Origin of the sequence: Segniliparus rugosus ATCC BAA-974 (assembly GCF_000185725.2) — a bacterium.
GTDB lineage: Bacteria > Actinomycetota > Actinomycetes > Mycobacteriales > Mycobacteriaceae > Segniliparus > Segniliparus rugosus.
The window spans coordinates 1,789,013-1,810,116 of the sequence record NZ_KI391953.1 but is presented as its reverse complement, the minus strand read 5'-3'; the positions used below and the strand labels follow the sequence as shown (position 1 = coordinate 1,810,116).

The following is a 21,104-nucleotide window of genomic DNA, read 5'->3' as shown; positions in this document are numbered from 1 at the left end:
CTCTCGGAGCCGAGAGGCTTGAGGCGAACATACCGGCGAGATCCGGTAGCGTGGAGGCATGGCCGCACGATTGGTGATTGACGACATCGCTCCGGCGGTCGGCGAGGAGCCGTACCCCGCGAAGGCTGTCCAAGGAGAACTGTTCCCGATCCGCGCCGTCGTCTGGGGGGACGGGCACGACAAGCTCGGCGCGACGGTCGTCGCGATGACCTCGGGACTGCCCGACACCCTCGTCGTGCACATGGCCTCCGGAGCCGAGGAGGACACGTTCCACGCGCTCCTGCCGTTGGAGAGCCAAGGGCTCTGGCAATTCCGGGTGGACGGCTGGCGCGATCCCTACGCGACCTGGCGCGGCCGCATCGAGGCGTTCCTCTCGACCGAGCACGCGGACCTGGAATCCGCAGAGGGGCTCGCCAACGAGGTCGAGGAGGGCGCGCGCATCCTCGAACAGGCGCTCGACCTCGACCAAATCGGACCGGACGAGCGGGCGGCGCTGCGCGAAGCCGTCGCGCGACTGCGCTCCCCCGGATCGCTCCGCTCCCGCACAGACCTCGCGATCGGCGCGGAAGCCTCGGCGATCCTGCGCCGCCATCCAGTCCGCGAGCTGGTGACCCGTGGCCGAACGCATCGGATCCTCGTGGAGCGGGACCGCGCGGCGCGTGGGGCCTGGTACGAATTCTTCCCGCGCTCCACCGGAGGCTGGGCCGAGGACGGCTCCCCCGCGCACGGCACCTTCGCCACCGCCGAAGCCCAGCTCGAACGCGCCGCCGCGATGGGCTTCGACGTGGTGTACCTGCCGCCGATCCACCCGATCGGCACGACCGCGCGCAAGGGCCGCAACAACACCCTCGCCGCCGACGCGGACGACGTCGGCTCGCCGTGGGCTATCGGCTCCGCCGAAGGCGGCCACGACGCGATCCACCCGCAGCTCGGAGACGAGAAGGATTTCAAGCGGTTCGTCGCGCGGGCCGAAGAGCTCGGCCTCGAGGTCGCGCTCGACTTCGCCCTGCAATGCAGCCCCGACCACCCTTGGGTCAAAGAGCACCCGGAGTGGTTCACCACCCGCCCGGACGGCACCATCGCCTGCGCGGAGAACCCGCCGAAGAAATACCAAGACATCTACCCGCTCAACTTCGACAACGACCCAGGCGGGCTGCGCCAGGGCGTGCTCGAAGTCGTGCTCAAATGGGTCGGCCTCGGGGTGCGCGTTTTCCGGGTCGACAACCCGCACACGAAACCGCCGGACTTCTGGAGCTGGCTCATCACGCGGATCTGGCAGGAACATCCCGACGTGGTGTTCCTCTCCGAGGCGTTCACCCGGCCCGCCCGGCTCTACGGCCTCGCCAAACTGGGCTTTAGCCAGTCCTACACCTATTTCACCTGGCGCACCGCCAAACACGAGCTTGTCGAGTTCATGGCCGACCTCGTCGCCCACGCGGACGTGTGCAGGCCGAACCTGTTCGTGAACACCCCGGACATCCTCACCGACCAACTGGTCCGGGGCGGCGAGGCGACGTTCGCCTCCCGCGCGGCGCTCGCCGCGACGCTCGGCCCGTCCTGGGGCGTGTACAGCGGCTACGAGCTCTTCGAGCACCTCCCGGTCCGCCCCGGCAGCGAAGAGTACTTGGACTCGGAGAAATACGAGCTGCGGCCGAGGGACTTCGCAGGCGCGCTGCGCGCCGAGCGCTCGCTCGAACCGTGGATCGCGAAGCTCAACGCGATCCGAAGGGCGCACCCCGCGCTCGGGCAGCTGCGCACCCTGCGATTCCACTACCCCGAGGACGACGAGATCATCGCCTATTCGAAGCACGACCCGGCGACCGGCGACGCCGTGCTCGTCGTGGTGACCCTCGACCCGCACGTCCCGCGCGAGACGACGGTGTGGCTCGACCTCGAAGGGATCGGCCAGGAGCCGGGCGCGCGCTTCCCGGTCCGCGACGAGGTCACCGGCCAACAATGGGAATGGGGCCACGGCAATTACGTGCGCCTCGACCCCGCGTTCGCCGTCGCGCACATCCTCGCCCTGCCGACTATCCCGGCCCCATTCCGAGAGACGCTGGCGTACCGGCGATGAGCGCGACGATCAAGCACCTATAGGAACGAGCCGACCGATGAACACGCATTTCACCCACGTGGATCCTGCGAGGCAGAAACCCGGATCGGGTTCCGCCGAGATCCCAGCCAAGGACTTCGACCTGCTGCTCTCGGGCGCGCACTACGACCCGCATCGCGTCCTCGGCGCGCACCCGACCGGCTCCGGCTGGATCATCCGCGCCGTGCGCCCGCTCGCGAAAAGCGTGACGGCGGTCTTCGCGGACGGAGCCCAAACCCCCCTCGCTCATCTCGGGCACGGGTTTTTCGGCGCGTACATCTCGCTCTACGATCTGCCGTACTACCAGTTGCTCGCCGAGTACGACGACGGCAACGAAGTCCTCGGCGCGGACGGCTACCGGTTCGCTCCCACGCTCGGCGAGCTCGACCTGCATTTGATCGGCGAAGGCCGCCACGAGCGGCTCTGGGAGGCGCTCGGCGCGCACCCGGTCGCCGTCGACCAGGTCGTCGGCACGGCGTTCCGGGTCTGGGCCCCGAGCGCGCGCGGCGTCTCGGTGGTCGGCGAGTTCAACGGGTGGAACCCGCAGGCCGCGCCCATGCGGTCGCTCGGCTCCAGCGGCGTCTGGGAAGTCTTCCTCCCCGACGTGGCGGCAGGGGCCAAATACAAATACCGCGTCCTCGGCGCGGACGGCACGGCCCGTTTGAAGGCCGACCCGATCGCTTTCCAGACCGAGCATCCGCCGCAAACCGCCTCCGTGGTCGCCGAGAGCGGCTTCGCATGGTCCGACCAGGAATGGATCGCCCGGCGCGAGAGGGGCAAGCCCACCGAGGAGCCGATGGCCGTGTACGAGGTGCACCTCGGCTCCTTCGCCCGGTCCGAGGACGGCCAGCCCCTGGGCTACCGCGAGATCGCCGAACGGATCGCCGACCACGCCGCAGGCCTGGGCTTCACCCACGTCGAGCTCCTGCCGGTCGCCGAGCATCCCTTCGGCGGCTCCTGGGGGTACCAGGTGACCTCGTATTTCGCCCCAACCGCGCGCTACGGCTCCCCCGACGATTTCCGCGCCTTCGTCGACCACCTGCACAGCAGGGGGCTCGGGGTCATCATGGACTGGGTGCCAGCGCACTTCCCGAAAGACGACTGGGCGCTCGCCCGGTTCGACGGCAGCCCGCTCTACGAGCATCCGGACCCGAGGCGGGGCGAGCAGCCGGACTGGGGCACCTACGTCTTCGACTTCGGCCGCCACGAGGTGCGCAACTTCCTCGTCGCCAACGCGCTCTACTGGTTCGAGGAGTTCCACATCGACGGGCTGCGCGTGGACGCGGTCGCCTCCATGCTCTACCTCGACTACTCCCGCCCCGACGGGCAATGGGTCCCGAACGCCTACGGCGGGCGGGAGAACCTAGACGCGGTGCAGTTCCTCCAAGAGCTCAACGCGACGGTGCACAAACACCACCCCGGCGTGGTCACCATAGCCGAGGAGTCCACCGCCTGGCCAGGCGTGACCAGGCTGACCTCGCTCGGCGGCCTCGGCTTCACCATGAAATGGAACATGGGCTGGATGCACGACTCGTTGCGGTACTTCGGCCACGACCCGATCCACCGGATGTACCACCACAACGAGATCACCTTCTCGCTCATGTACGCGTGGAGCGAGAACTACGTCCTGCCGATCAGCCACGACGAGGTGGTCCACGGCAAAGGGACGCTGTGGTCGCGGATGCCGGGGTCGAGCTTCGACAAGGCGGCGGGCGTGCGCTCCTACCTCGCCTACATGTGGGCGCATCCGGGCAAGAAGCTGCTCTTCATGGGCCAGGAGTTCGGCCAGAGCGCCGAGTGGTCCGCCGACAAGGAGCTTGACTGGTGGCAGCTCGACGGCTGGGAGGGCGAGTTGCACCGAGGGATTCTCGCGCTCGTCCGCGACATCGGCTCGGTCTATCGCGAGCGTTCGGCGCTGTGGAGCCTGGACACCTCTCCGGCCGGTTTCGAGTGGATCGACGCGAACGACGCGCAGAACAACGTGCTCTCCTTCCTGCGGACCTCGGCAGAGGGGGAGAAGCTCGCATGCGTGGTGAACCTGTCCGGGTCCGATCTTTCGAGCTACCGGGTGGGCCTGCCCGAAGTGGGCGAATGGGCCGAAGTGCTCAACACCGACGCGGAAATATACGCCGGATCGGGCAAAGGGAACCTTGGTTCGGTGACTGCCGAAGCGAAACCATGGCATGGCAGACCCGCCTCGGCGCAGATCTCCATCGCGAAGCTCTCCGCTATCTGGCTCGCGCCCAAACACAAGCAATAGGCCCAGCGCAGATCTCCATCGCACAGAACCACCACCGCTATCTAGCCCGCGCCCAAACACAAGCAATAGACCGCAGCCCAAACACAAGCAACGACCTCACGCGCAGCTCCCCACCGCACACAACCACCACCGCCACCTGGCTCGTCTCCGAACAGCAAGGCTCTATCATCTCTCTATGCGTCACCGTGGGACTTCGTTCTTCCTTTTGCTCCTCGCGCTCTGCCTTGTGACGGCAGGCTGCGTCGAGGTCGTTCCGGGAAACGCGTCCCGCACGCCGAGGAGCTACCTCGACGTGGTGCCCGGCATGCCGGCCAGCGGAGGGCCCAACGGGCTCAAAGAAGGCGTGCCCATCCCGTCGCGCCAGGTCAAGGGGACCAAGAGCGACGAGAGCCCGGAAGCGAAGAAAACCGACCAGCTCGCCATCGCGGCGCTTGACGACATCGAAGCGTTCTGGCGGGAGAAGCTGCCGAAATACTTCAAGCAAGCGGCCTCGTTCAAGCCCGTCGGGACGCTCTACTCGTACGACGCGCGCGACCCCGAAGCCATCGCCTGCGGCCGCGATGCCTATCGCGAGCCCAACGCCATGTACTGCCCCCGCGAAGACGCCATCGCCTGGGACCGGGGGGTTCTCATGCCGCTTTTGGACAACGAGTTCCCGCCGATCGCGATCGTCGTTGTTTTCGCCCACGAGTACGGCCACCGCATCCAGCATCTCGCCAATCTCATCAAAGACTCGGACCCGAGCATCGTGTTCGAGCAACAGGCCGACTGCTTCGCGGGCTTCTTCATCCGCTACGTCGTCGACGGACGCGCGAAGCACTTCCGGCTCAACTCCTCCAACGGGCTCAACACCATCCTCGCCTCGATGCTCGCGCTGCGCGACGACCCCAAGATGGCGACGGAGTCGGATTACAAGGACCAGGAGCACGGCAGCGGCTTCGACCGGGTCAGCGCCTTCCGGATGGGGTTCGCAGACGGAGCGGACGCCTGCTCGAAGATCGACGAGAAGGAGATCGACAAGCGCCGCAACGGCTTGCCGATCGTCCCGGACCCGCAGATCGGCCAGGACAACATCCCCATCAACCGGAGCATCCTCGAGACCAAGGCCATCCCGTCCATCCAGCAGTTCTTCCAAGAGATGCTGCCCACGATGCCGAAAGTCACCTATGACGGCGTCGACAAGAACTGCCCGAACCAGAAAGTGGCTTCGGACCCGCAGAAGGCTCCCCCGGCGCTGTACTGCGAGGCGACCAACACGGTGAGCCTCGACGTGCCAGCACTCGCCAAGATCGGCGTGCCGACCGAGGAGGGCGGCGTGCCGTTGAAGATCACCGGAGACACCGCCGCGCTCGCCATCATCGCCTCCCGCTTCGGCCTCGCCTACCTCAAGCATCAGGGCCAGCCGACGACCGGCCTCGGCGCGGGGCTCGCCGGGGCCTGCCTCTCCGGGGCGTGGCTGCGCAGCATCGTGGGCCGCTACGGCGTCGACGCCGCGCACAAACCCATCATCCTCACCCCTGGCGACCTCGACAAGCCCACGAGCGAACTCCTCCAGCACGGCTATATCGCGCAGGATTTGAACGGACAGGCCGCGCCGAGCGCGCTCACCCGCTGGAACGCCTTCCGCGTCGGCGTCCTCGGACCGAGCAAGGTGTGCGCGCAGCAGTACCCGCCGCTCCCCTAGGGGAACGGCGGTTCAGTACAACGCGCTCGCGAGCTTGCGACGGGCGGCGATGACCGTCGGGTCCGCCGGGTCGAAAAGCTCGAAAAGCTCTAAAAGCCGTTTGCGAGCGGTGGTCTTCCCCGGCTCCGGGCTCGTCTTCACCACGCCGATCAACCGGTCGAAGGCCTGCCCGGCCCGGCCGGCGGCGACTTCGAGGTCCGCGACTTCCAGCTGCGCGTCGACATCGCCAGAGTTCTCTTGCGCTGCGGCAACCGCATCCGGCGAGATGGCGCTCACCCGCTCCAAGAAGGCCACCTCGCGCAGGCCGGCTTCGGCGGTGGCTTGACGCGCCGCAGCCTTCTTCGAGCCCTCCGTCTCGTCAGTCCCGCGCTCTTTGATGTCCTCGAACAACGCTCTCGCCTTGGCGAAGTCGTTGTCGGCGAGCGCCTCGGAAGCCGCGACCAGCCTCGGGTCCGTCGGCTCCTCGGCGTCTTCCTCCTGCCCGAACAGCGGAGCCACCTGCTCCAGCACGTCCGCCAGCCACTGCTTCACGACCGGCTCGGGCTGCGCGCCCTGGAAGGCGCTCACCGGCCTGCCGCCCGCGATGGCCACCACCATGGGGATCGACCGCGCCCCGAAGACCTGCGCGATCCTCTGGTTCTCGTCCACGTCCACTTTGGCCAGCACCCAGCGCCCGCCCGACTGCGCGGCCAACCCCTCCAGCACCGGCGAAAGCTGCTTGCACGGCTGGCACCAGGTCGCCCACAGGTCGACGACGACGAGCTGGCGCGTCGAGCGTTCGAGGACTTGGCTCTCGAAGTCCGCCTCGGCGACGTCGAAGACATGCTCGGAGTCCACCGGGGTCGCAGGCTCCTGCGACGGCTGCGCGGGACGAGCCGGACGGTCGGCATTGGCTTTGAGCGCGGACAAATCCACGGCTCCGTACATCGACGCGGCGCGCGGCGGTTGCGGTCTGGTCATAGAGACAGTCTTTCACAGTGCGCGAGCCAGTTGCGCAGCAGCTGATTGCCGACCTCGCCAGACTTCTCCGGATGGAACTGGGTCGCCCACAACGCTCCGTTTTCCACCGCCGCGACGAATTTGCCGGTGTGCTCCCCCCAGGTCACCTTGGGGGCTGCGAACGGCCCCTCCGCCACGAGCGCGAACTCCCGCGCCGCGTAGGAGTGCGCGAAGTACACTCGGGCCCCCGGAGCCACGCCGGCGAAAAGCTCGCTGTCGGCGGGGAAGTCCACCGTGTTCCAGCCCATATGCGGCAGCACGGGCGCGTCCAGCCGCTCCACCCGGCCCGGCCATTGGTCCAAGCCAGGCTCGGGAGTCTCGTGGTGGCGCTCCTCGCTCCCCTCGAACAGCACCTGCATCCCGACGCAGATCCCCAAGACCGGCCTGCCGCCCGCGAGGCGCTGGTCCACGAGCTTGTCCCCGCCCGCGTCCCGCAGCCCCTTCGCGCAGGCGTCGAACGCGCCGACGCCGGGCACCAGGAGCCCGTCTGCGGCGAGCGCCGCCTTCTGGTCGGCGGTCACCTGGACTTGGGCTCCGGCCTTGGCCACGGCTTTCGCCACCGAATGCACGTTGCCGTACCCGTAATCGAACACCACGACCTCGGTCACAGCACGCCCTTCGTGCTCGGCACCTTGCCAAGCGCCCTCGGGTCCAACGCCACCGCCTGGCGCAGCGCGCGCGCGACCGCCTTGTACTCCGCCTCGGTGATGTGGTGCGGATCCCTGCCGTGGACGACCCGGACGTGCAGCGCGATCTGCGCGTGGAAGCTCAGCGATTCGAAAACGTGACGGTTGATCACCGTGTGGTACGGGACCGAAGAACCGGCGATCGTGAACGTCGCCATCCCCTCCGGCTCCCCGACCTGCACGAAATACGGGCGCCCGGAGACATCGACCGCCGCGTGCGCGAGGGCCTCGTCCATGGGCACCCACGCGTCGCCGAACCGGGTGATCCCCGCCTTGTCGCCGAGCGCCTGGCGGATCGCCTGGCCGAGGCAGATCGCAACGTCCTCCACGGTGTGGTGGGCTTCGATCTCGACGTCGCCCTCGGCGTGGACGGTCAAATCGAAGCCGCCGTGCGCGCCGAACGCGGTGAGCATGTGGTCGTAGAACGGCACGCCGGTGGCGATGTCCGTGGCCCCCGAGCCGTCGAGGGCGATCTCCACGAGCACTTTGGTCTCTTTGGTGGCCCGTTCGATCCGGGCCCGCCGATCGGTCATCGGGTTGTCTTCCTCTCCAAGTCTGCGCTGATCTGCAGGAACAAATCGTTCTCGGCCTTCAGGCCCACGCTCATCCTGAGCAGGTGCGGCAAGCCCATGTCGCGGACGAGCACCCCCCGGTCCAGGTACAGCTGCCAGGCTTTTCGCTCGTCCGGGAAGAAACCGTAGAGCAAGAAGTTCGCGTCGGTGGGATAGACGTGGTAGCCCATCGCGCGCAGCTCGGCCGTGATGCGGTCGCGCTCGGCCGCCACCTCGGCCACCGACCCGAGCGTGAGGTCCGCGTGCCGCAGCGCGGCCCTTGCGGCGGCCTGGGTGAGCACCGAGAGGTGGTAGGGCAGCCGGACCAGCAGCATCGCGTCGACCATCGCGGGCGAGGCCGCGAAATAGCCGAGGCGCGCGCCCGCGAAGGCGAACGCCTTGCTCATCGTTCTGGTCACCACGAGTTTTGTCGGGAACTGGTCGATCAGCCGGATCGCGCTGGGCTGGTCGGTGAACTCGCCGTACGCCTCGTCGACGACCACCAGGCCCGGAGCCGCCTCGACGATGGCGCGGATCTGCTCGGTCGGGACGACAGCGCCGGTCGGGTTGTTCGGGGTGGTCACGAACACCACATCGGGGCGGTGCTCCGCGATGGCCGCGAGCCCGGCTTCGAGGTCGACGGCGAAATCCTCCCGCCGGGGGCAGGAGATCCACTCGGTGTGCGTGCCTCTGGCGATGATGGGGTGCATCGAGTACGAGGGCGTGAAGCCGAGCGCGGTGCGTCCTGGCCCGCCGAACGCCTGCAAGAGGTGCTGGAGAATCTCGTTGGAGCCGTTCGCCGCCCAGACGTTCGCGGCGGCGAGCGCCGTCCCGGTGCGCTTGGCGAGGTACCGGGCGAGATCCTCGCGCAGCGCCTCGGCGTCCCGGTCCGGGTAGCGGTTCATCTCGGCCGCCGCGTGCGCGACGGACTTCTCCAGATCGTCGATCAGCGCGGCCGCGGGCTGGTGCGGGTTCTCGTTCGTGTTCAGCCGCGCGAAGACCTCCAACTGCGGAGCGCCGTAGGGCTCCTTGCCCCGCAGCTCGTCGCGCAGCGGCAAGTCCCCGAGGCGCACGCGGCTCGGGGCGCCTTGGACCTCATCCCCTCGGTCGCTCTGGGCGGCTCCTGCGTTGCCGCCGCTCATGCGAACCTCGCCTTGATCGCCTCGCCGTGCGCGGGAAGCTGCTCGGCGGCCGCGAGCGCCTGGACGTGGCCCGCGACCTCCTTGAGCGCCTGCTCGGTGTACTCGACCACTTGCATGCCGCGCAAAAACACCCCGACTTCCAGACCCGAGCTGTGCCGCGCGGTGGAGGCCGTCGGCAGGACGTGGTTCGACCCCGCGCAGTAGTCGCCGAGGCTGACCGGAGCCCATGGGCCGACGAAAACCGCGCCCGCCGCTGTCACCTGGTCGGCGACCGCCGCCGCGTCCTTGGTGATCACCTCCAGGTGCTCCGGGGCGTGCGCGTTCGCCACCGCGATCCCCTGCGCCAAATCGTCCACAAGCACCACGGCCGACTGGGGCCCGGCGAGGGCGGCGCGCAGCTGCGTCTGGCGGTCGGCGGCGGGAAGCTGGCGCGCGAGCTCCGCCTCGACCGCCTCCGCCAGCCGCTCGGAGGGGGTGACTAGGACGCTCGCCGCGTTCTCGTCGTGCTCTGCCTGGCTGATCAAATCCGCCGCGACGTGCGCCGGGTTCGCGGCGTCGTCCGCGAGGACGAGGATCTCGCTGGGACCGGCCTCCGCGTCGATGCCGACCCGCGAGCGCACGAGGCGTTTCGCGGCGGCAACGAAGACGTTCCCCGGCCCGGTGATCACGTCCACCGGGGCGAGTTCGGCCCCGTCCGTGTCCGTGCCGCCGTAGGCCATGAGCGCCACCGACTGCGCGCCGCCGACCGCCCACACCTCGTCCACGCCGAGCAGCGCCGCCGCGGCGAGCACCAACGGATGCGGCAGGCCGTCATTGGAGCGCTGCGGCGGGGAGGCGACCACAATCGACCGCACGCCCGCGACCTGGGCCGGGACCACGTTCATCACCACGCTCGACGGGTACACCGCCTTGCCGCCGGGGACGTAGAGGCCGACGCGCTCCACCGGCACCCAGCGTTGCCGGACGGTCGCCCCGTCGGCGAGGACCGTGGTGCTCTCCTGGCGCAGCTGCGCCTGGTGCCCGCGCCGCGCGCGGGCGATGGCTTCGAGCAGCGCCGCCCGGACCGGCGGATCGAGCGCGGCCTCCGCCGCAGCGAGCGCCTCGGCGGGAACTCGCGCCCGAGCCGGGCGCACGCCGTCGAAGCGCTCGCCGAAGTCGAGCGCCGCCTTCGCGCCGCCCTCGGCCACCTCTCGCACAATCGCCGCGACCGTGCCCGCCACCGAGTCCACCGCCACCTCGCCCCGTGGCACGATGTCGCGCAGCTCCTTGGCGGAATACGCGCGGCCTCGCAGGTCGATTCTGCGCAGCAAAGGTGATGGATCAGGCATATACGCAAGTGTAACCTGGGCGCCAACGCCTTTTGAAATTTTCAACAGGACCGTTGCGACATGGGAGGATCGAGGGCGCAGATGTCAGAAACAGTCCGGGGGTGGGCGAGGACTCTCGCTGTCGCGGCGGGGCTCGCAGTGGTCTGCGCCTTCCTCTGGTGGGCGTGGATGGGCAGGCTCGACCGAAAAACCTACACCGAGTTCGAGGTGGTCGGCTGCGGCGTCTGCGTCGCGCTAGCCGTCGTCGCAGCCAGGCTGTTGGTCCCGCCGCGCCGCGGCTGGCTTATGACCATCGCGGCGACAGCGGGCTTCTCGTACAGCTTGGGCAAGACCGCTAGCGCCTATGACACCACCGGCCTCTGGCTAGCTGGCGAGTTTTTCCTAGTCGTCGGCATGCTCTTTGGACTGACCGTGCTTTGGAGAATCGTCGAAAGCGTTCGCGCCGTGGCCCGCTGGCGCGGGCCTACGCCTTGAACGTGTTCCCGTCGATGACGAAGCGGTAGCGGACGTCGCTCTTGAGCACGCGCTCGTACGCCTCGTTGATCTGGCCGGACTCGATCCGCTCCACGTCCGAGCCAATGCCCTTCTCGCCGCAGAAGTCCAACATCTCCTGCGTCTCGGCGATCCCGCCGATGAGCGAACCCGCCCAGCGCCGACGGCCGAAGACCAACGGCGCGGGGCTGAACGGGAACGGGTGCTCCGGCAGGCCGAGCTGCACCAGAGTGCCGTCGCGGTCCAAGAGGTTCAAGAACGCCCCGATCTCGGTGACTTCCGAGACAGTGTTGAGGATAAGGTCGAACGAGCTCTTGAGCTCCTTGAACGTGTTCTTGTCGCTGGTCGCGAAGTAGTGGTCCGCCCCGAGCCTCAGGCCGTCCTCTTTCTTGCGCAGCGACTGGCTGAGCACGGTCACCTCGGCCCCCATCGCATCGGCCAGCTTCACCGCCATATGCCCGAGGCCGCCGAGGCCGACGACGGCCACGCGCGTGCCGGGGCCCGCGTTCCAATGGCGCAGCGGGGAGTAGGTGGTGATGCCCGCGCAGAGCAGCGGCGCGACCTGGTCGAGCGGCAGGTTGTCCGGAACTTTGAGCGCGAAGCTCTCGTCGACGACGATCAGGTCGCTGTAGCCGCCATAGGTCGGCAGCCCGTCCTTGCCCACCGCGTTGTAGGTGCCGATCATCCCCGTGCCGGAGCAGTATTGCTCGTCCCCGGCCTTGCAGTTCGGGCACTCGCCGCAGGAGCCCACCATGCAGCCGACGCCCGCGTGGTCGCCGACTTTGAACTTCTCGACCTCGGAGCCGACCTGGGTGACGATCCCCGCGATCTCGTGCCCCGGCACGACGGGGAAGCTCGCCGGCCCCCAATGGTCGCGCACGGTATGGATGTCGCTGTGACAGATCCCGGCCCACACGATGTCGATGACGACATCCTTCGGGCCCGGCTCGCGGCGCTCCACCACCGTCGGGCGCAATGGCTCGGTCGGCGAGAACGCGGCGTATGCGGGAACAGACAAAGTCATAGTGATCTCCTCGGATCGAAAGTACGGGCAGCGCATTCGTCATCGCGCATACGACCACCCTAAAACCTGGAGCGCTCTCCAGGTCAAGTCTGAGGCGGCCGCCCCCTTCCGGCCCGCCCACCGCAGGGGCCTGTGAACTGCGAGTCCGGCGGACGTCACAATGCTTCGAGTGACGAAGCTGACTTCCCGTGCGCGCGCGTGGTCGGACCGCGTCCTGCTCACCCCCGTCCTGCGGGGGCTGGCAAGGCCCTTCCGGCTGCTGTGGGCGGCGGTCGTCTTCATCGCCGCGCTGATCTGGCGCTGGCTGCTCCGACCCGTCTGGCGCTTCCTGCTCCGACCGGTCTGGCAATGGGCCATCCGCCCTGTCCTCTGGCTCCCCCTGCGCTGGACCGGCCAGCAGATCTGGCGCTTCCTGCTCCGACCGGTCTGGCAATGGGCCATCCGCCCTGTCCTCTGGCTCCCCCTGCGCTGGACCGGCCAGCAGATCTGGCGCTGGCTGCTGCGGCCCATCTGGCGCTTCCTACTCCTGCCGATCTGGTCGTTGTTGCGCTGGGCGGGAGCCGTCGTGCTCGCCTCGCCGTGGATCCTCGCGCGGACGCTGCCCAACCGGGGCTGGCTCACGAGCCTGGTCGTCCTCGCGCTCACCGCCGCCGTGGTGCTCGTCCCTGGCGCGGTCAACAAAAAGACTCGTGGCCGGACATCGCAGGTGGCGGCGAGTTCCGCCGTCCAGCGGCTCGGCACGGACCGCCCGGAGATGTCGGTGAGCCTCGCCCCGTTCGCGGGCTGGAGCCTCGCGCCCTTCGACGAAGGGCATCGCGAGCTGGTCCTCAGGCAGAACGAGGCCGAGCTCCGCGTCTCGCGGACGGATGCGGGCGAGCTGACCGCGGAGGGGTACCTGCGCTGGTACGCGACCGTCAAACTCGGAGTTCGCGATCCGGGCCGCCTCTACCCCCAGCGCGTCACCGTGAAAGACGCCAACGGCAAACCGGTCCCAGTGCTCGAGATCGAGCAGGACTACCACGTGATTGACCAGCGCAATCCCGACCTCAGCCGCTATAGCCGAGTCCTGCTGTACAACTACGGCACCGCCATCCTGCTCATCGTGTTCTCCAAGAGCAGACGAGAGACGAGTCTGCCTTTGGAGCAGCTTCGCCTCCTGAAAGACAGCGTGAGGATCACCCCGTGAACGAACCAGCCCTCCTCCGTCTCCGCGACGCCACGTTCTGGGCCTACGCGACAGGCGTCGCGGCGGCGCTGTTCTGGCGCGGGCCGCACGAACTCGCCAAGGCGAACGTCGGAGCGGTCCTGGTTTGGGCGGCGCTCACCTGCGCGGGGGCGGGTGTTGTCGCGTTCTTCGGTTGGGCGCTCGACCCGCACGCGGTGTTGCCAAGAACGCTGGTCCTCGCCGGATTCGGCTGGGGCGCGTCATGCGCCGTCCTCGTCACCGGAACGGACGGGGAGATCGGCCAGCTGCTGGTCAAACTGCTCGGCGCGGCCAGAGGCGACGCGCTCGCCCGCTGGCTCGGCGTGCCGCTGGCCCACGCCGTCCTCGCGATCCTCGGCACATGGTTGCTCCTCTCGCTCGCAGACGAGCGGGCCCCCCGGCCGACAGATGGCATGAAGTTGGGAATGAGCTGCGGATTCGGCATGTGGTCGGGCATCCTCTTGATCGCGCTGGTGCGCGGGAGCTTCGACAATCCGGCCGGAGGCCTCGCGGGATCGCTCGGCGAAGGGCTGCCGCACTGGTTCGCCCTCGTCGCCGCGCCGTGGGCCGCGCCCGCTCTCGCGGGCTACGGTTTCTCCGTCGCGCGCGGAGCCCTGGGGCTGGGCAGGCTCCGCCGCCTCGGCCGATTCGCCGCCGCAGCGCTCGGCGCAATGGCATTGGCCTGCCTGTTCGACGGGGCCGCCCAGGCCGCTCTCTCCGCCGCCTCGGGCGGCTGGTCGTGGGCTTGGGCCTGCGCGGCGGGGTTCGGCTTCGCGTTCGCCGTGCTGCTGCCGGCGCGAGACCCCGCCTGGTGGGCCGCTCTCGGTCTCGGAGCTTTCGGCTCCGTCGCGTTGGCCCTCGCGTTCGGCCCCTGGCAGATCGCGCTGCTGGTGGTCTGCAGCCCGCTCGCTCTGCTCGGTTTCTGGCGGACCGCGACTCGCCCCGAAGGGGCGTGGCTCGCCGAAGCCCTCGCAACGGAGAGCGACGAGGCGCGCAGCGGCTGCGCCGAGGCCGCTGAAACGGTCGACCTGCGAACACGCCGGTCCAACGCCTCAGCGGCGCGCGCCTCGTTCGGCCCGAAGGCGCGGCCGCTCTCCGTTCGATTGCGCTTGGGGCAAATCCGGCTCGCGAACGGCAAAGCCCTGCTCGCGCACGAGCGGGCGAGCGCAGGGCCGAAGCCGAGCGGGGAGTGGCAGAACTGGCTGGCCTATCTCGCCGAGGAGGTCGAGGCGCAACGCGCCGCCGTCCGCGACACGGTCGCCGAAATGGCGAAGGAAGAAGGGGTGTACCAGTGAAGCCAACCGGCCTCACTGCTTTCGACTAGCCGCTAGGCCTTCTGCGCCGACTCCTGCATCAGTTTCTCCCGGTTGGCTTCCATCCTCTTGACCTCGTTCTTGTCGAGTTCGCCGATGACCTCGGGGGACACCACCGGCAGCGCGTGGCCGACCAGGTCGAAGCCGTGGTCGTTGTTGATGAGGTAATCCGGAGTCTTGTGCTCCCTGCCGTCGCCGCCGCCAGCCCCGTGGGCTCCGCCCATGCCGCCCATGCCGCCCATGGCTCCGCCCATGGCCTGCTGTCCCTTGAGGCCGTCGAGGTTCGGGCCGCTCACGTTGACCACCGGCTTGTTCGAGGCTTCCGCCTTCGCGGGAGCCGCGCCAAGCTTCCTGTCCTTGTCGCCGATGCCGCCACCGCCGCCACCAAGGCCGCCGATCCCGCCGCCAGCGGCGGTCGCGGCGTCCATCGGCGCGAGCTCGGACGACATGGGATCGGTCGAGGCGAAGTCCGAAGCTCCCGCGTCCGGAGCGCCCGCGCCCGCTCCGGCCGGGGAGCCGCTGCCCTCCCCCTGGCCCTTGCCGTCGCCCGAGGGCGAACCGCCTCCGGCTCCAGATCCCTGGCCCTTTTCGTCGCCTTTGCCCTCGGCCTTGCCTTTGCCGTCCTCTTTGGCCTCGCCCTTGCCGGTCCCCTCCCCGTCGCCGTCCCCGCTCTTGGTCCTCGCGTCGTCTCCCCCGCCGAAGATGTCCTCCGGTTTGGAGAACACGAGCGGCGCGACCTTCTCGAACGGCTCGGGGGTGCCGAGCGGGTCTTCGCCCTTGGCCCCGTAGAACCCGTGCAGGGCGTTGGCGAGCTCCCGCGCGACCGCCTGGCGATCCTCCGTTTTCGCGTTCTTCGCCTCGAACACCGCCCGCGCCTGCTCCGCCGCGCTCTTGACCGTCTGCGCCGCCGAGGCCAGGTGTTGCAGCTTGCTGTACATGTTGGAGACGCGCTCGATGTTGGTGTTCATGCCCTGGCAGAGCCGGTCGGCGGCGCTATTGGCCGACTCTGCGGCGGTGCCGGTCCACTCCGAGCCGAACACGCTGCTCAGGCTGTTCCGAAAGCCCTGGTACGCCTCCGGGATGTCCAACGAGAGCTGCTTCCAGGTGTTCGCGACGGCCTCGATCGCGCTGGGGTCGATCGAATCGGCGAACGCGATTAGCTGCTTGCCGCCCGAGTCGACCATGGAGTTGTAATCGATGTCTCCCACTACTCCCTACCTCCTTGGTTCTCGGACGCACGAGGATCGGACGGCTGCCCCTGCGGAGCCTCCGTCTGCGTCTGGAAGTCCTGCCCGAGCAACGAGCCGCTGGACGGGCCCGGTTGCGCGCCGCCGACGGACGAGGCGACGTTCGCCTGCTGCATGCCGGGCGACTCCGTGTCGGTCTGGAAGTCCTGCCCGAGCAACGAGCCGCCGCCGGACGGGCGCGGAGCGGCGTCGGGGCCAAGCGCGGCTCCCGCAGCGGCCTCGTTCGCGGACTGCCACTGCGCGGCGGCCTCCTGCGCCATGTCCCGCTCGTGCATGACGCCTTGCTCGCGCATGGCGGCGTGGAAGGCCTGCGAGGCTTCGCCTGGCGAGTCCTCCGAAACCGCCCCCGCCAACGTCATCGGAGTCGCAGAGGCTCCCAGCCCCGTCAGAGAGGCAGGCGGCGGCGCGGCGGGGGCAGGCGCTGCCGGAGCGGGCGGCGGCGCGTCGGGGGCAGGCGCTGCCGGAGCGGGCGCGTTCTGCGGCGAGGGTCCGTCCGACAACGACCCGCCGTTGGACGGCGCACTGTCGTGCTTCGGGCCGTCGTCGTGCAGTCCTTCCGCGATATCGCCGACCCGGCTCGGATCCGCCGCGCGATCCGAGTCCTCGCCCCGATCCCTGCCCTCGTGGTCGCCTCGGCCGCCGTGCGAATCGTCCTTGCCCCCATGCTCCCCGCCGTGGTCGCCGCCCATCCCCTGCATGCCGGACTGCACGGCCTGCTGCGCGCCTTGCATCCCGGCTTGCACGGCCTGCTGCATGCCCTGCATGCCGGACTGCATAGCCTGCTGCGCCCCCTGCATGCCCTGGCTGGCCATGCCCGACATATCGCCCATGCCGCCGCCAGAGCCGCCGCCGGAGCCAGAGCCGCCGCCGGAGCCAGAACCGGCGCCCGCTTCGCCGCCCCCGCCTGCGCTTTGGCCGCCAGTCCCCGACTGCGTCTTCGCGTCGGCCTTGCTCGCCTGGCCTTTCGCCTCGTTGACAGCGTCCCCGTCGACCGCCTTGTCGATGCCGCGACCCGACTCCTCGTCCTTCGAGGAAAGCTGCTCCGCCCCGGTCTTGAGCAGCTTCTTGTAGCTCTCAAGAGTCTTCTTCTGCTCTTCGGCGCTCTGTTTGAGCCCGTCGGAGTTGCATCCCGTCGTCGTGTACTCGTGAAGCTTCTGGCTCAGTTTCTGGCCGTCCGGGCTGCTCCCCCACCCCTGGGTTTGGCTGGCGCTCGCCAAGTTGTCGACGTCCCCGCTGATTTTGTCCAAGTGGCTGATAAGCGCGTCGCACGCTTGCTCCACCATCTGCACAGCATGGTCCGATACTGATATCTTCCCCATCGGAGCGCTCCTTTCTCCACGTGACACGGCCGCCCTCCGTAGGAATCCCACGTTGAGACTTGCGCTGTGACCGGCCTCTTCGCGAGCGACCCGCGCGGGCGCTCTCTCCTTAGACGCTTCCCACCGAAATTTGGTTCCATCCGCACCGCGATGTGCGAGCGCCGGGTTCAAGCTGTTCAGGAGACCCCAAGGCCGCGTCAGCGCAAGTGTACCGCATGCGCGCTGCTCACGGGTATTCGCGATAACGCAGCCGACCGGAGCCTGAGCGTCAAACGCCCGCCTTTTGGGAGACGACATGCGTCACTCCGTCCCCCTGCATGCTCATGCCGTAGAGGGCGTCGGCGATCTCCATCGTCGGGCGCTGGTGGGTGATGATGATGAGCTGCGCGGAACTCGCCAGCTCGCCCAGGATCACGAGCAACCGGCGCAGGTTCACCTCGTCGAGCGCCGCCTCCACCTCGTCGAGGATGTAGAACGGCGAAGGCCGGGCGCGGAAGATCGAGATCAGCACGGCCAGCGCGGTGAGCGACTGCTCCCCGCCGGAGAGCAGGGACAACCGCTGCACTTTCTTGCCCGCGGGCCTGGCCTTGACCTCGACTCCGGTGGTCAGCAAATCGCCGGGCTCGGTGAGCTCCAAGGACCCTTCGCCGCCGGGGAAGAGCGTCTGAAAGACATGGCGGAACTCGCGGGACACGTCCTCGTAGGCTTCTCGGATCACCCGCACCACCAAGTCGTCCACCTCTTTGACCACGTCGAGGAGGTCCTTGCGCGCTTTGGTGAGGTCGTCGAGCTGGGCGGTCAAGAACGCGTGCCGCTCTTCGAGCGCGGCGAACTCCTCGAGCGCGAGGGGGTTCACCTGGCCGATCGCCGCGATCTCCCGCTCCGCGAGCTTCACCTCCTCCGCCAGCTGCTCCTGGTCGAAGCTCGCCGGGTCTTCCTCGGCGAACTCCGCGATGAGGTCTGCCGGGGTCATGCCGAACCGCTCGATGACTTCGGTCTCCGCCGCCTTCGACCGCTCCGCGGCGGTGGTCGCGGCGAGTTCGGCGGCGTGCGCCGCGCGCTCCGCCTCGGCGAGGCGCTCTCGGGCCGCCTCGACCTGGGCCTGCCCTTCTCGCATGCTCTCGACTTGCTCGGCCACCCTGCGGCGCAACCGGTCGTGGCGGCCCTGCGCGGCTTCGCAGACCGCCTGGGCCCGGTCGCCGAGCCGCATCGCGACGGCGTGCGCGGCGAGCGCCCGCCGTCTGGCGCGCTCTTGGCGCGCCGCCTGCTCTTGCGCCGCTTTCAGCCGGTGCTCCCTCGCTTCGAGTTCCGCGATTCTCGCCTTCGCCGCCGCAACCCGCTCCTTGAGCGCGGCGTGCCCGGACTCCGCCGTCCCTCGCCGGGCCTGCGCCTCCTCCAGCGCGGCTCCCGCTTGCCGCCGCTGCCCCGCCGCCTCCTCCAGCCGGGCGGCGAGCTGCTCCGCCTCGTTGTGCGCCTGCCCGTGCGCCGTCTCCGCCTGCTCGATGGCCTCGGCCAGCTCCTGCGCCTGCTGCGCCAACGTTTCGGCGCGGGTCGCGGTCCGCCGGGACTCCAGCTCCAGCGTCTCCACTTGCGTGGCCGAACGGGCCAGCGACTCGCCGGCGACAGCGCGGTCCGCCGCGGCCCCGGTCAGCTCGGCCCTCGCCTGCGCGCTGGCTTGCCGCGCCGAAGCAAGCTCCGCGCGGGCGTGCTCCACGACCTGCTGGGCCTCGGCCAGTTGGCTCTGCGCAGAGGCGAGCTCTTCGCGCGCCCTGCCGATCTGCGCCCGCACGTCCAGCACTCCGGTGCTGCGGCCCACTCCCGCGACCGCCCAGCCCAGGCCGAGCAGATCGCCGGATTTCGTCACCACTTTGGCCTGCGGCAGCCGTTGCAGCACCGTCCGCGCCTCCTGCGGCGCGTCCACGACGACCACGCCTGCGAGCAGCCCGGCGAGCGCGGGTTCAAGCTCCGCGTCGCAATCAACCATGGCCAGCAGCGGGCGGGCTCCGCTCGGCAGCTCGCCCGGTTCGAAACGGGCCTGCGACTGCCCCGTCGGGAACACGAGGGCCACTTGGCCTTCCCCCGCCTCGCCGACGGCGGCCGCAGCCTCGGCAGCCGCTTGCTCCGAAGCCATGACCACAGCCTCGGCGAACATGCCGAGCGCCGAGGCGAGCGCCCGCTCGTATCCCGCATGCGGCTTGAGGCGTTCGGCCAAAACTCCGGCCGGCTTGGCCGGGGAGTGCTCGAAGAGCCACGCCGCCCCGTCCGCCGGGGCCACCGTCGATTCGAGCGCCTCGATCCTCGCGGCCAGCGCCGCCGTCCGCCCTCGCAATCCCGACTCCGCCGCCGCGCTCTGCTCGACGTGCTCGACGAGCAACGACTCGGCCCTGCTCGTCTCGTCCGCCCTCAGCTGGGCTCCTTGCCACGCGAGGTCTCGTTCGGCCTGTTCCGCCCGCAAGCCCGTCGCGTCGGCTTTCGCGCGCTCGGCGCGGCCATGCGCCTCCGCGCTCGCCTGCCTGGCGTGCTCGGCCTCCGCCAGCAACGCCTGCGCCTTCCCCGCCAGGCTCGCCGCCTGTCCCGAGGCTTTCGCCGCCTGCGCCCGCAACCGGTGCAGCTCTTGCTCTTGCGCGCGCAAACGCTGCTCGACCTGGCTCGCTTCGGCCTTCGCCGAGCGTTCGGCCTCCCGCGCGGCCTCCAGCTCGGCCGACGAAGCCGCGAACTGCGCCTCGAACTCGTCGCGGGCTTCGACCAGTTCGGCCCGCTGCTCGGTCCAATCCTCCTCGAACTGCGGCGCGACGGCTTGTTTGGCGAGCTGCCTGGCGCGCTCGTCCGCCACTCGCGCCGTGGCGCGCACCCGCTCGACCACAAGGCCGAGCTGCTCCGTCTGCTGGCGCGCCCTTCCGGTCGCGGCGCGGACCACCCGCAACACCTCCTCGTCTGCGCTGATCACAGACAGCTTCGCGTCGAGTTCGCGCTGCGCCGCCTCCCGTTTGGCGGTCGTCTCGCGGGCGGACCCTTCGGTGCTGCTCGCGGCTTCCTTGGTCTGCGCGAGCTTCGCGACAACGAGCCTTCGCCGAGCGTCGCGCAGCCGCGCCCCCGCCGCGTGCGCCTTCTTCGCCGCCTCTGCCTGCCTGCCGAGGGGCTTGAGCTGCCTGCGCAGCTCGGCGACAAGGTCGCCGACCCTGGTCATGTCCCCGCTGGTGGTCTCCAGCTTGCGCAGCGCGCGGTCTTTGCGTTTGCGGTGCTTGTGCACTCCCGCAGCCTCTTCGATGAGCTCGCGCCACTGGTGGGGCCTTGCGCTGAGCATCGTCGCGAGGCGGTGCTGCCCGACGATCACGTGCATCTGCGAGCCGATGCCGGAGTCCGACAGCAGCTCTTGCACGTCCATGAGCCGGCACGAGTCGCCGTTGATCAAATACTCCCCGCCGCCGTCCCGGTACATCCGCCGGGTGACCGCCACCTCCGTGTAGTCGATGGGGAGCGCCCCGTCCGCGTTGTCGATCACGAGGGTGACTTCCGCGCGCCCCAGCGCGGGGCGCTTGCTCGTGCCCGCGAAGATGACGTCGTCCATCTTGGCCCCGCGCAGGGACTTCGCGCCTTGCTCCCCCATCACCCAGGACAGCGCGTCCGCGATATTGGACTTCCCCGAACCGTTCGCCCCGACCACGGCGGTGATTCCGGGCTCGAACACCAGCGTCGTCGGCGAGGCGAAGGACTTGAAGCCTTTGAGGGTGAGGCTCCGCAAGTGCATGAGGACGCAGAATAC

At 69.4% G+C, this 21,104-nt stretch carries 15 protein-coding genes; 6 read left to right on the top strand and 9 right to left on the bottom strand.

Annotation, left to right across the window (positions count from 1 at the left end; all coding sequences use genetic code 11):
- Positions 1-58: 58 nt before the first annotated feature.
- The 3 genes from HMPREF9336_RS08885 (at position 59) to HMPREF9336_RS08875 (ending at position 6,036) form a co-directional block, all read left to right on the top strand.
- Positions 59-2,074, top strand: a complete 2,016-nt coding sequence (locus tag HMPREF9336_RS08885) for an alpha-1,4-glucan--maltose-1-phosphate maltosyltransferase (protein ID WP_007471047.1) — start codon at positions 59-61, stop codon at positions 2,072-2,074.
- A 37-nt stretch (positions 2,075-2,111) separates the two neighbouring features.
- Entirely contained in the window at positions 2,112-4,352 is a 2,241-nt protein-coding gene (gene glgB / locus HMPREF9336_RS08880; protein WP_007471045.1) for a 1,4-alpha-glucan branching protein GlgB, read from the top strand.
- A 175-nt stretch (positions 4,353-4,527) separates the two neighbouring features.
- Entirely contained in the window at positions 4,528-6,036 is a 1,509-nt protein-coding gene (locus HMPREF9336_RS08875; protein ID WP_007471043.1) for a neutral zinc metallopeptidase, read from the top strand.
- 12 nt (positions 6,037-6,048) lie between these two features.
- On the opposite strand, the gene HMPREF9336_RS08870 is transcribed toward HMPREF9336_RS08875, so the two are convergent.
- Genes HMPREF9336_RS08870 through hisD form a run of 5 tightly spaced genes read right to left on the bottom strand, consistent with a single transcriptional unit; the run spans position 6,049 to position 10,742 of the window.
- Positions 6,049-6,963 (bottom strand): tetratricopeptide repeat protein, encoded by a 915-nt coding sequence (locus HMPREF9336_RS08870; RefSeq protein WP_007471041.1) that lies wholly within the window; start codon positions 6,961-6,963, stop codon positions 6,049-6,051.
- 29 nt (positions 6,964-6,992) lie between these two features.
- Positions 6,993-7,643: an imidazole glycerol phosphate synthase subunit HisH gene (gene hisH / locus HMPREF9336_RS08865; RefSeq protein WP_040584723.1), complete on the bottom strand. Its 651-nt coding sequence runs from the start codon at positions 7,641-7,643 to the stop codon at positions 6,993-6,995.
- Positions 7,640-8,254 carry an imidazoleglycerol-phosphate dehydratase HisB gene (hisB, locus tag HMPREF9336_RS08860; RefSeq protein WP_007471038.1) on the bottom strand — a complete coding sequence of 205 codons (615 nt, stop codon included), beginning with the start codon at positions 8,252-8,254 and terminating at the stop codon, positions 7,640-7,642. Before hisB ends, hisH begins: the two co-directional genes overlap by 4 nt.
- Positions 8,251-9,414 (bottom strand): histidinol-phosphate transaminase, encoded by a 1,164-nt coding sequence (locus tag HMPREF9336_RS08855; RefSeq protein ID WP_007471037.1) that lies wholly within the window; start codon positions 9,412-9,414, stop codon positions 8,251-8,253. Before HMPREF9336_RS08855 ends, hisB begins: the two co-directional genes overlap by 4 nt.
- Positions 9,411-10,742: a histidinol dehydrogenase gene (hisD, locus tag HMPREF9336_RS08850; protein WP_021030381.1), complete on the bottom strand. Its 1,332-nt coding sequence runs from the start codon at positions 10,740-10,742 to the stop codon at positions 9,411-9,413. The genes HMPREF9336_RS08855 and hisD overlap by 4 nt, the downstream gene beginning before the upstream one ends.
- Before the next feature lie 81 nt (positions 10,743-10,823).
- Here hisD and HMPREF9336_RS08845 point away from each other — a divergent pair, with 81 nt between their 5' ends.
- Positions 10,824-11,216 carry a hypothetical protein gene (locus tag HMPREF9336_RS08845; RefSeq protein ID WP_007471033.1) on the top strand — a complete coding sequence of 131 codons (393 nt, stop codon included), beginning with the start codon at positions 10,824-10,826 and terminating at the stop codon, positions 11,214-11,216.
- Here HMPREF9336_RS08845 and HMPREF9336_RS08840 read toward each other — a convergent pair.
- Entirely contained in the window at positions 11,206-12,258 is a 1,053-nt protein-coding gene (locus HMPREF9336_RS08840) for an NAD(P)-dependent alcohol dehydrogenase (RefSeq protein ID WP_007471031.1), read from the bottom strand. The two genes, HMPREF9336_RS08845 and HMPREF9336_RS08840, sit on opposite strands and share 11 nt — an antisense overlap.
- 160 nt (positions 12,259-12,418) lie before the next feature.
- Between HMPREF9336_RS08840 and HMPREF9336_RS08835 the strand changes: the two genes are divergently transcribed.
- Positions 12,419-13,444, top strand: coding sequence for a hypothetical protein (locus HMPREF9336_RS08835; RefSeq protein WP_007471029.1), 1,026 nt, complete (start codon positions 12,419-12,421; stop codon positions 13,442-13,444).
- Positions 13,441-14,757 (top strand): hypothetical protein, encoded by a 1,317-nt coding sequence (locus HMPREF9336_RS08830; RefSeq protein ID WP_007471028.1) that lies wholly within the window; start codon positions 13,441-13,443, stop codon positions 14,755-14,757. The genes HMPREF9336_RS08835 and HMPREF9336_RS08830 overlap by 4 nt, the downstream gene beginning before the upstream one ends.
- Positions 14,758-14,789: 32 nt before the next feature.
- Here HMPREF9336_RS08830 and HMPREF9336_RS19180 read toward each other — a convergent pair whose 3' ends face one another.
- From HMPREF9336_RS19180 to smc, 3 genes are all read right to left on the bottom strand, one after another.
- Complete coding sequence (locus tag HMPREF9336_RS19180; protein WP_007471026.1) at positions 14,790-15,983, bottom strand: WXG100 family type VII secretion target; 1,194 nt, start codon at positions 15,981-15,983, stop codon at positions 14,790-14,792.
- Positions 15,983-17,305, bottom strand: coding sequence for a hypothetical protein (locus HMPREF9336_RS08820; protein WP_040584721.1), 1,323 nt, complete (start codon positions 17,303-17,305; stop codon positions 15,983-15,985). Before HMPREF9336_RS08820 ends, HMPREF9336_RS19180 begins: the two co-directional genes overlap by 1 nt.
- Positions 17,306-17,609: 304 nt before the next feature.
- Positions 17,610-21,089: a chromosome segregation protein SMC gene (smc, locus tag HMPREF9336_RS08815; RefSeq protein ID WP_021030378.1), complete on the bottom strand. Its 3,480-nt coding sequence runs from the start codon at positions 21,087-21,089 to the stop codon at positions 17,610-17,612.
- Between the last annotated feature and the right edge of the window lie 15 nt (positions 21,090-21,104).

Coding starts and splice junctions, on each gene's coding strand:
- HMPREF9336_RS08820 (WP_040584721.1), bottom strand. CDS start 17,305: ATGGTGGAGCAAGCGTGCGACGCGCTTATCAGCCACTTGGACAAAATC.
- HMPREF9336_RS08845 (WP_007471033.1), top strand. CDS start 10,824: ATGTCAGAAACAGTCCGGGGGTGGGCGAGGACTCTCGCTGTCGCGGCG.
- HMPREF9336_RS08885 (WP_007471047.1), top strand. CDS start 59: ATGGCCGCACGATTGGTGATTGACGACATCGCTCCGGCGGTCGGCGAG.
- HMPREF9336_RS08870 (WP_007471041.1), bottom strand. CDS start 6,963: ATGTACGGAGCCGTGGATTTGTCCGCGCTCAAAGCCAATGCCGACCGT.
- HMPREF9336_RS08855 (WP_007471037.1), bottom strand. CDS start 9,414: ATGAGCGGCGGCAACGCAGGAGCCGCCCAGAGCGACCGAGGGGATGAG.
- HMPREF9336_RS08835 (WP_007471029.1), top strand. CDS start 12,419: ATGCTTCGAGTGACGAAGCTGACTTCCCGTGCGCGCGCGTGGTCGGAC.
- hisB (WP_007471038.1), bottom strand. CDS start 8,254: ATGACCGATCGGCGGGCCCGGATCGAACGGGCCACCAAAGAGACCAAA.
- HMPREF9336_RS08840 (WP_007471031.1), bottom strand. CDS start 12,258: ATGACTTTGTCTGTTCCCGCATACGCCGCGTTCTCGCCGACCGAGCCA.
- glgB (WP_007471045.1), top strand. CDS start 2,112: ATGAACACGCATTTCACCCACGTGGATCCTGCGAGGCAGAAACCCGGA.
- smc (WP_021030378.1), bottom strand. CDS start 21,089: ATGCACTTGCGGAGCCTCACCCTCAAAGGCTTCAAGTCCTTCGCCTCG.
- hisD (WP_021030381.1), bottom strand. CDS start 10,742: ATGCCTGATCCATCACCTTTGCTGCGCAGAATCGACCTGCGAGGCCGC.
- HMPREF9336_RS08875 (WP_007471043.1), top strand. CDS start 4,528: ATGCGTCACCGTGGGACTTCGTTCTTCCTTTTGCTCCTCGCGCTCTGC.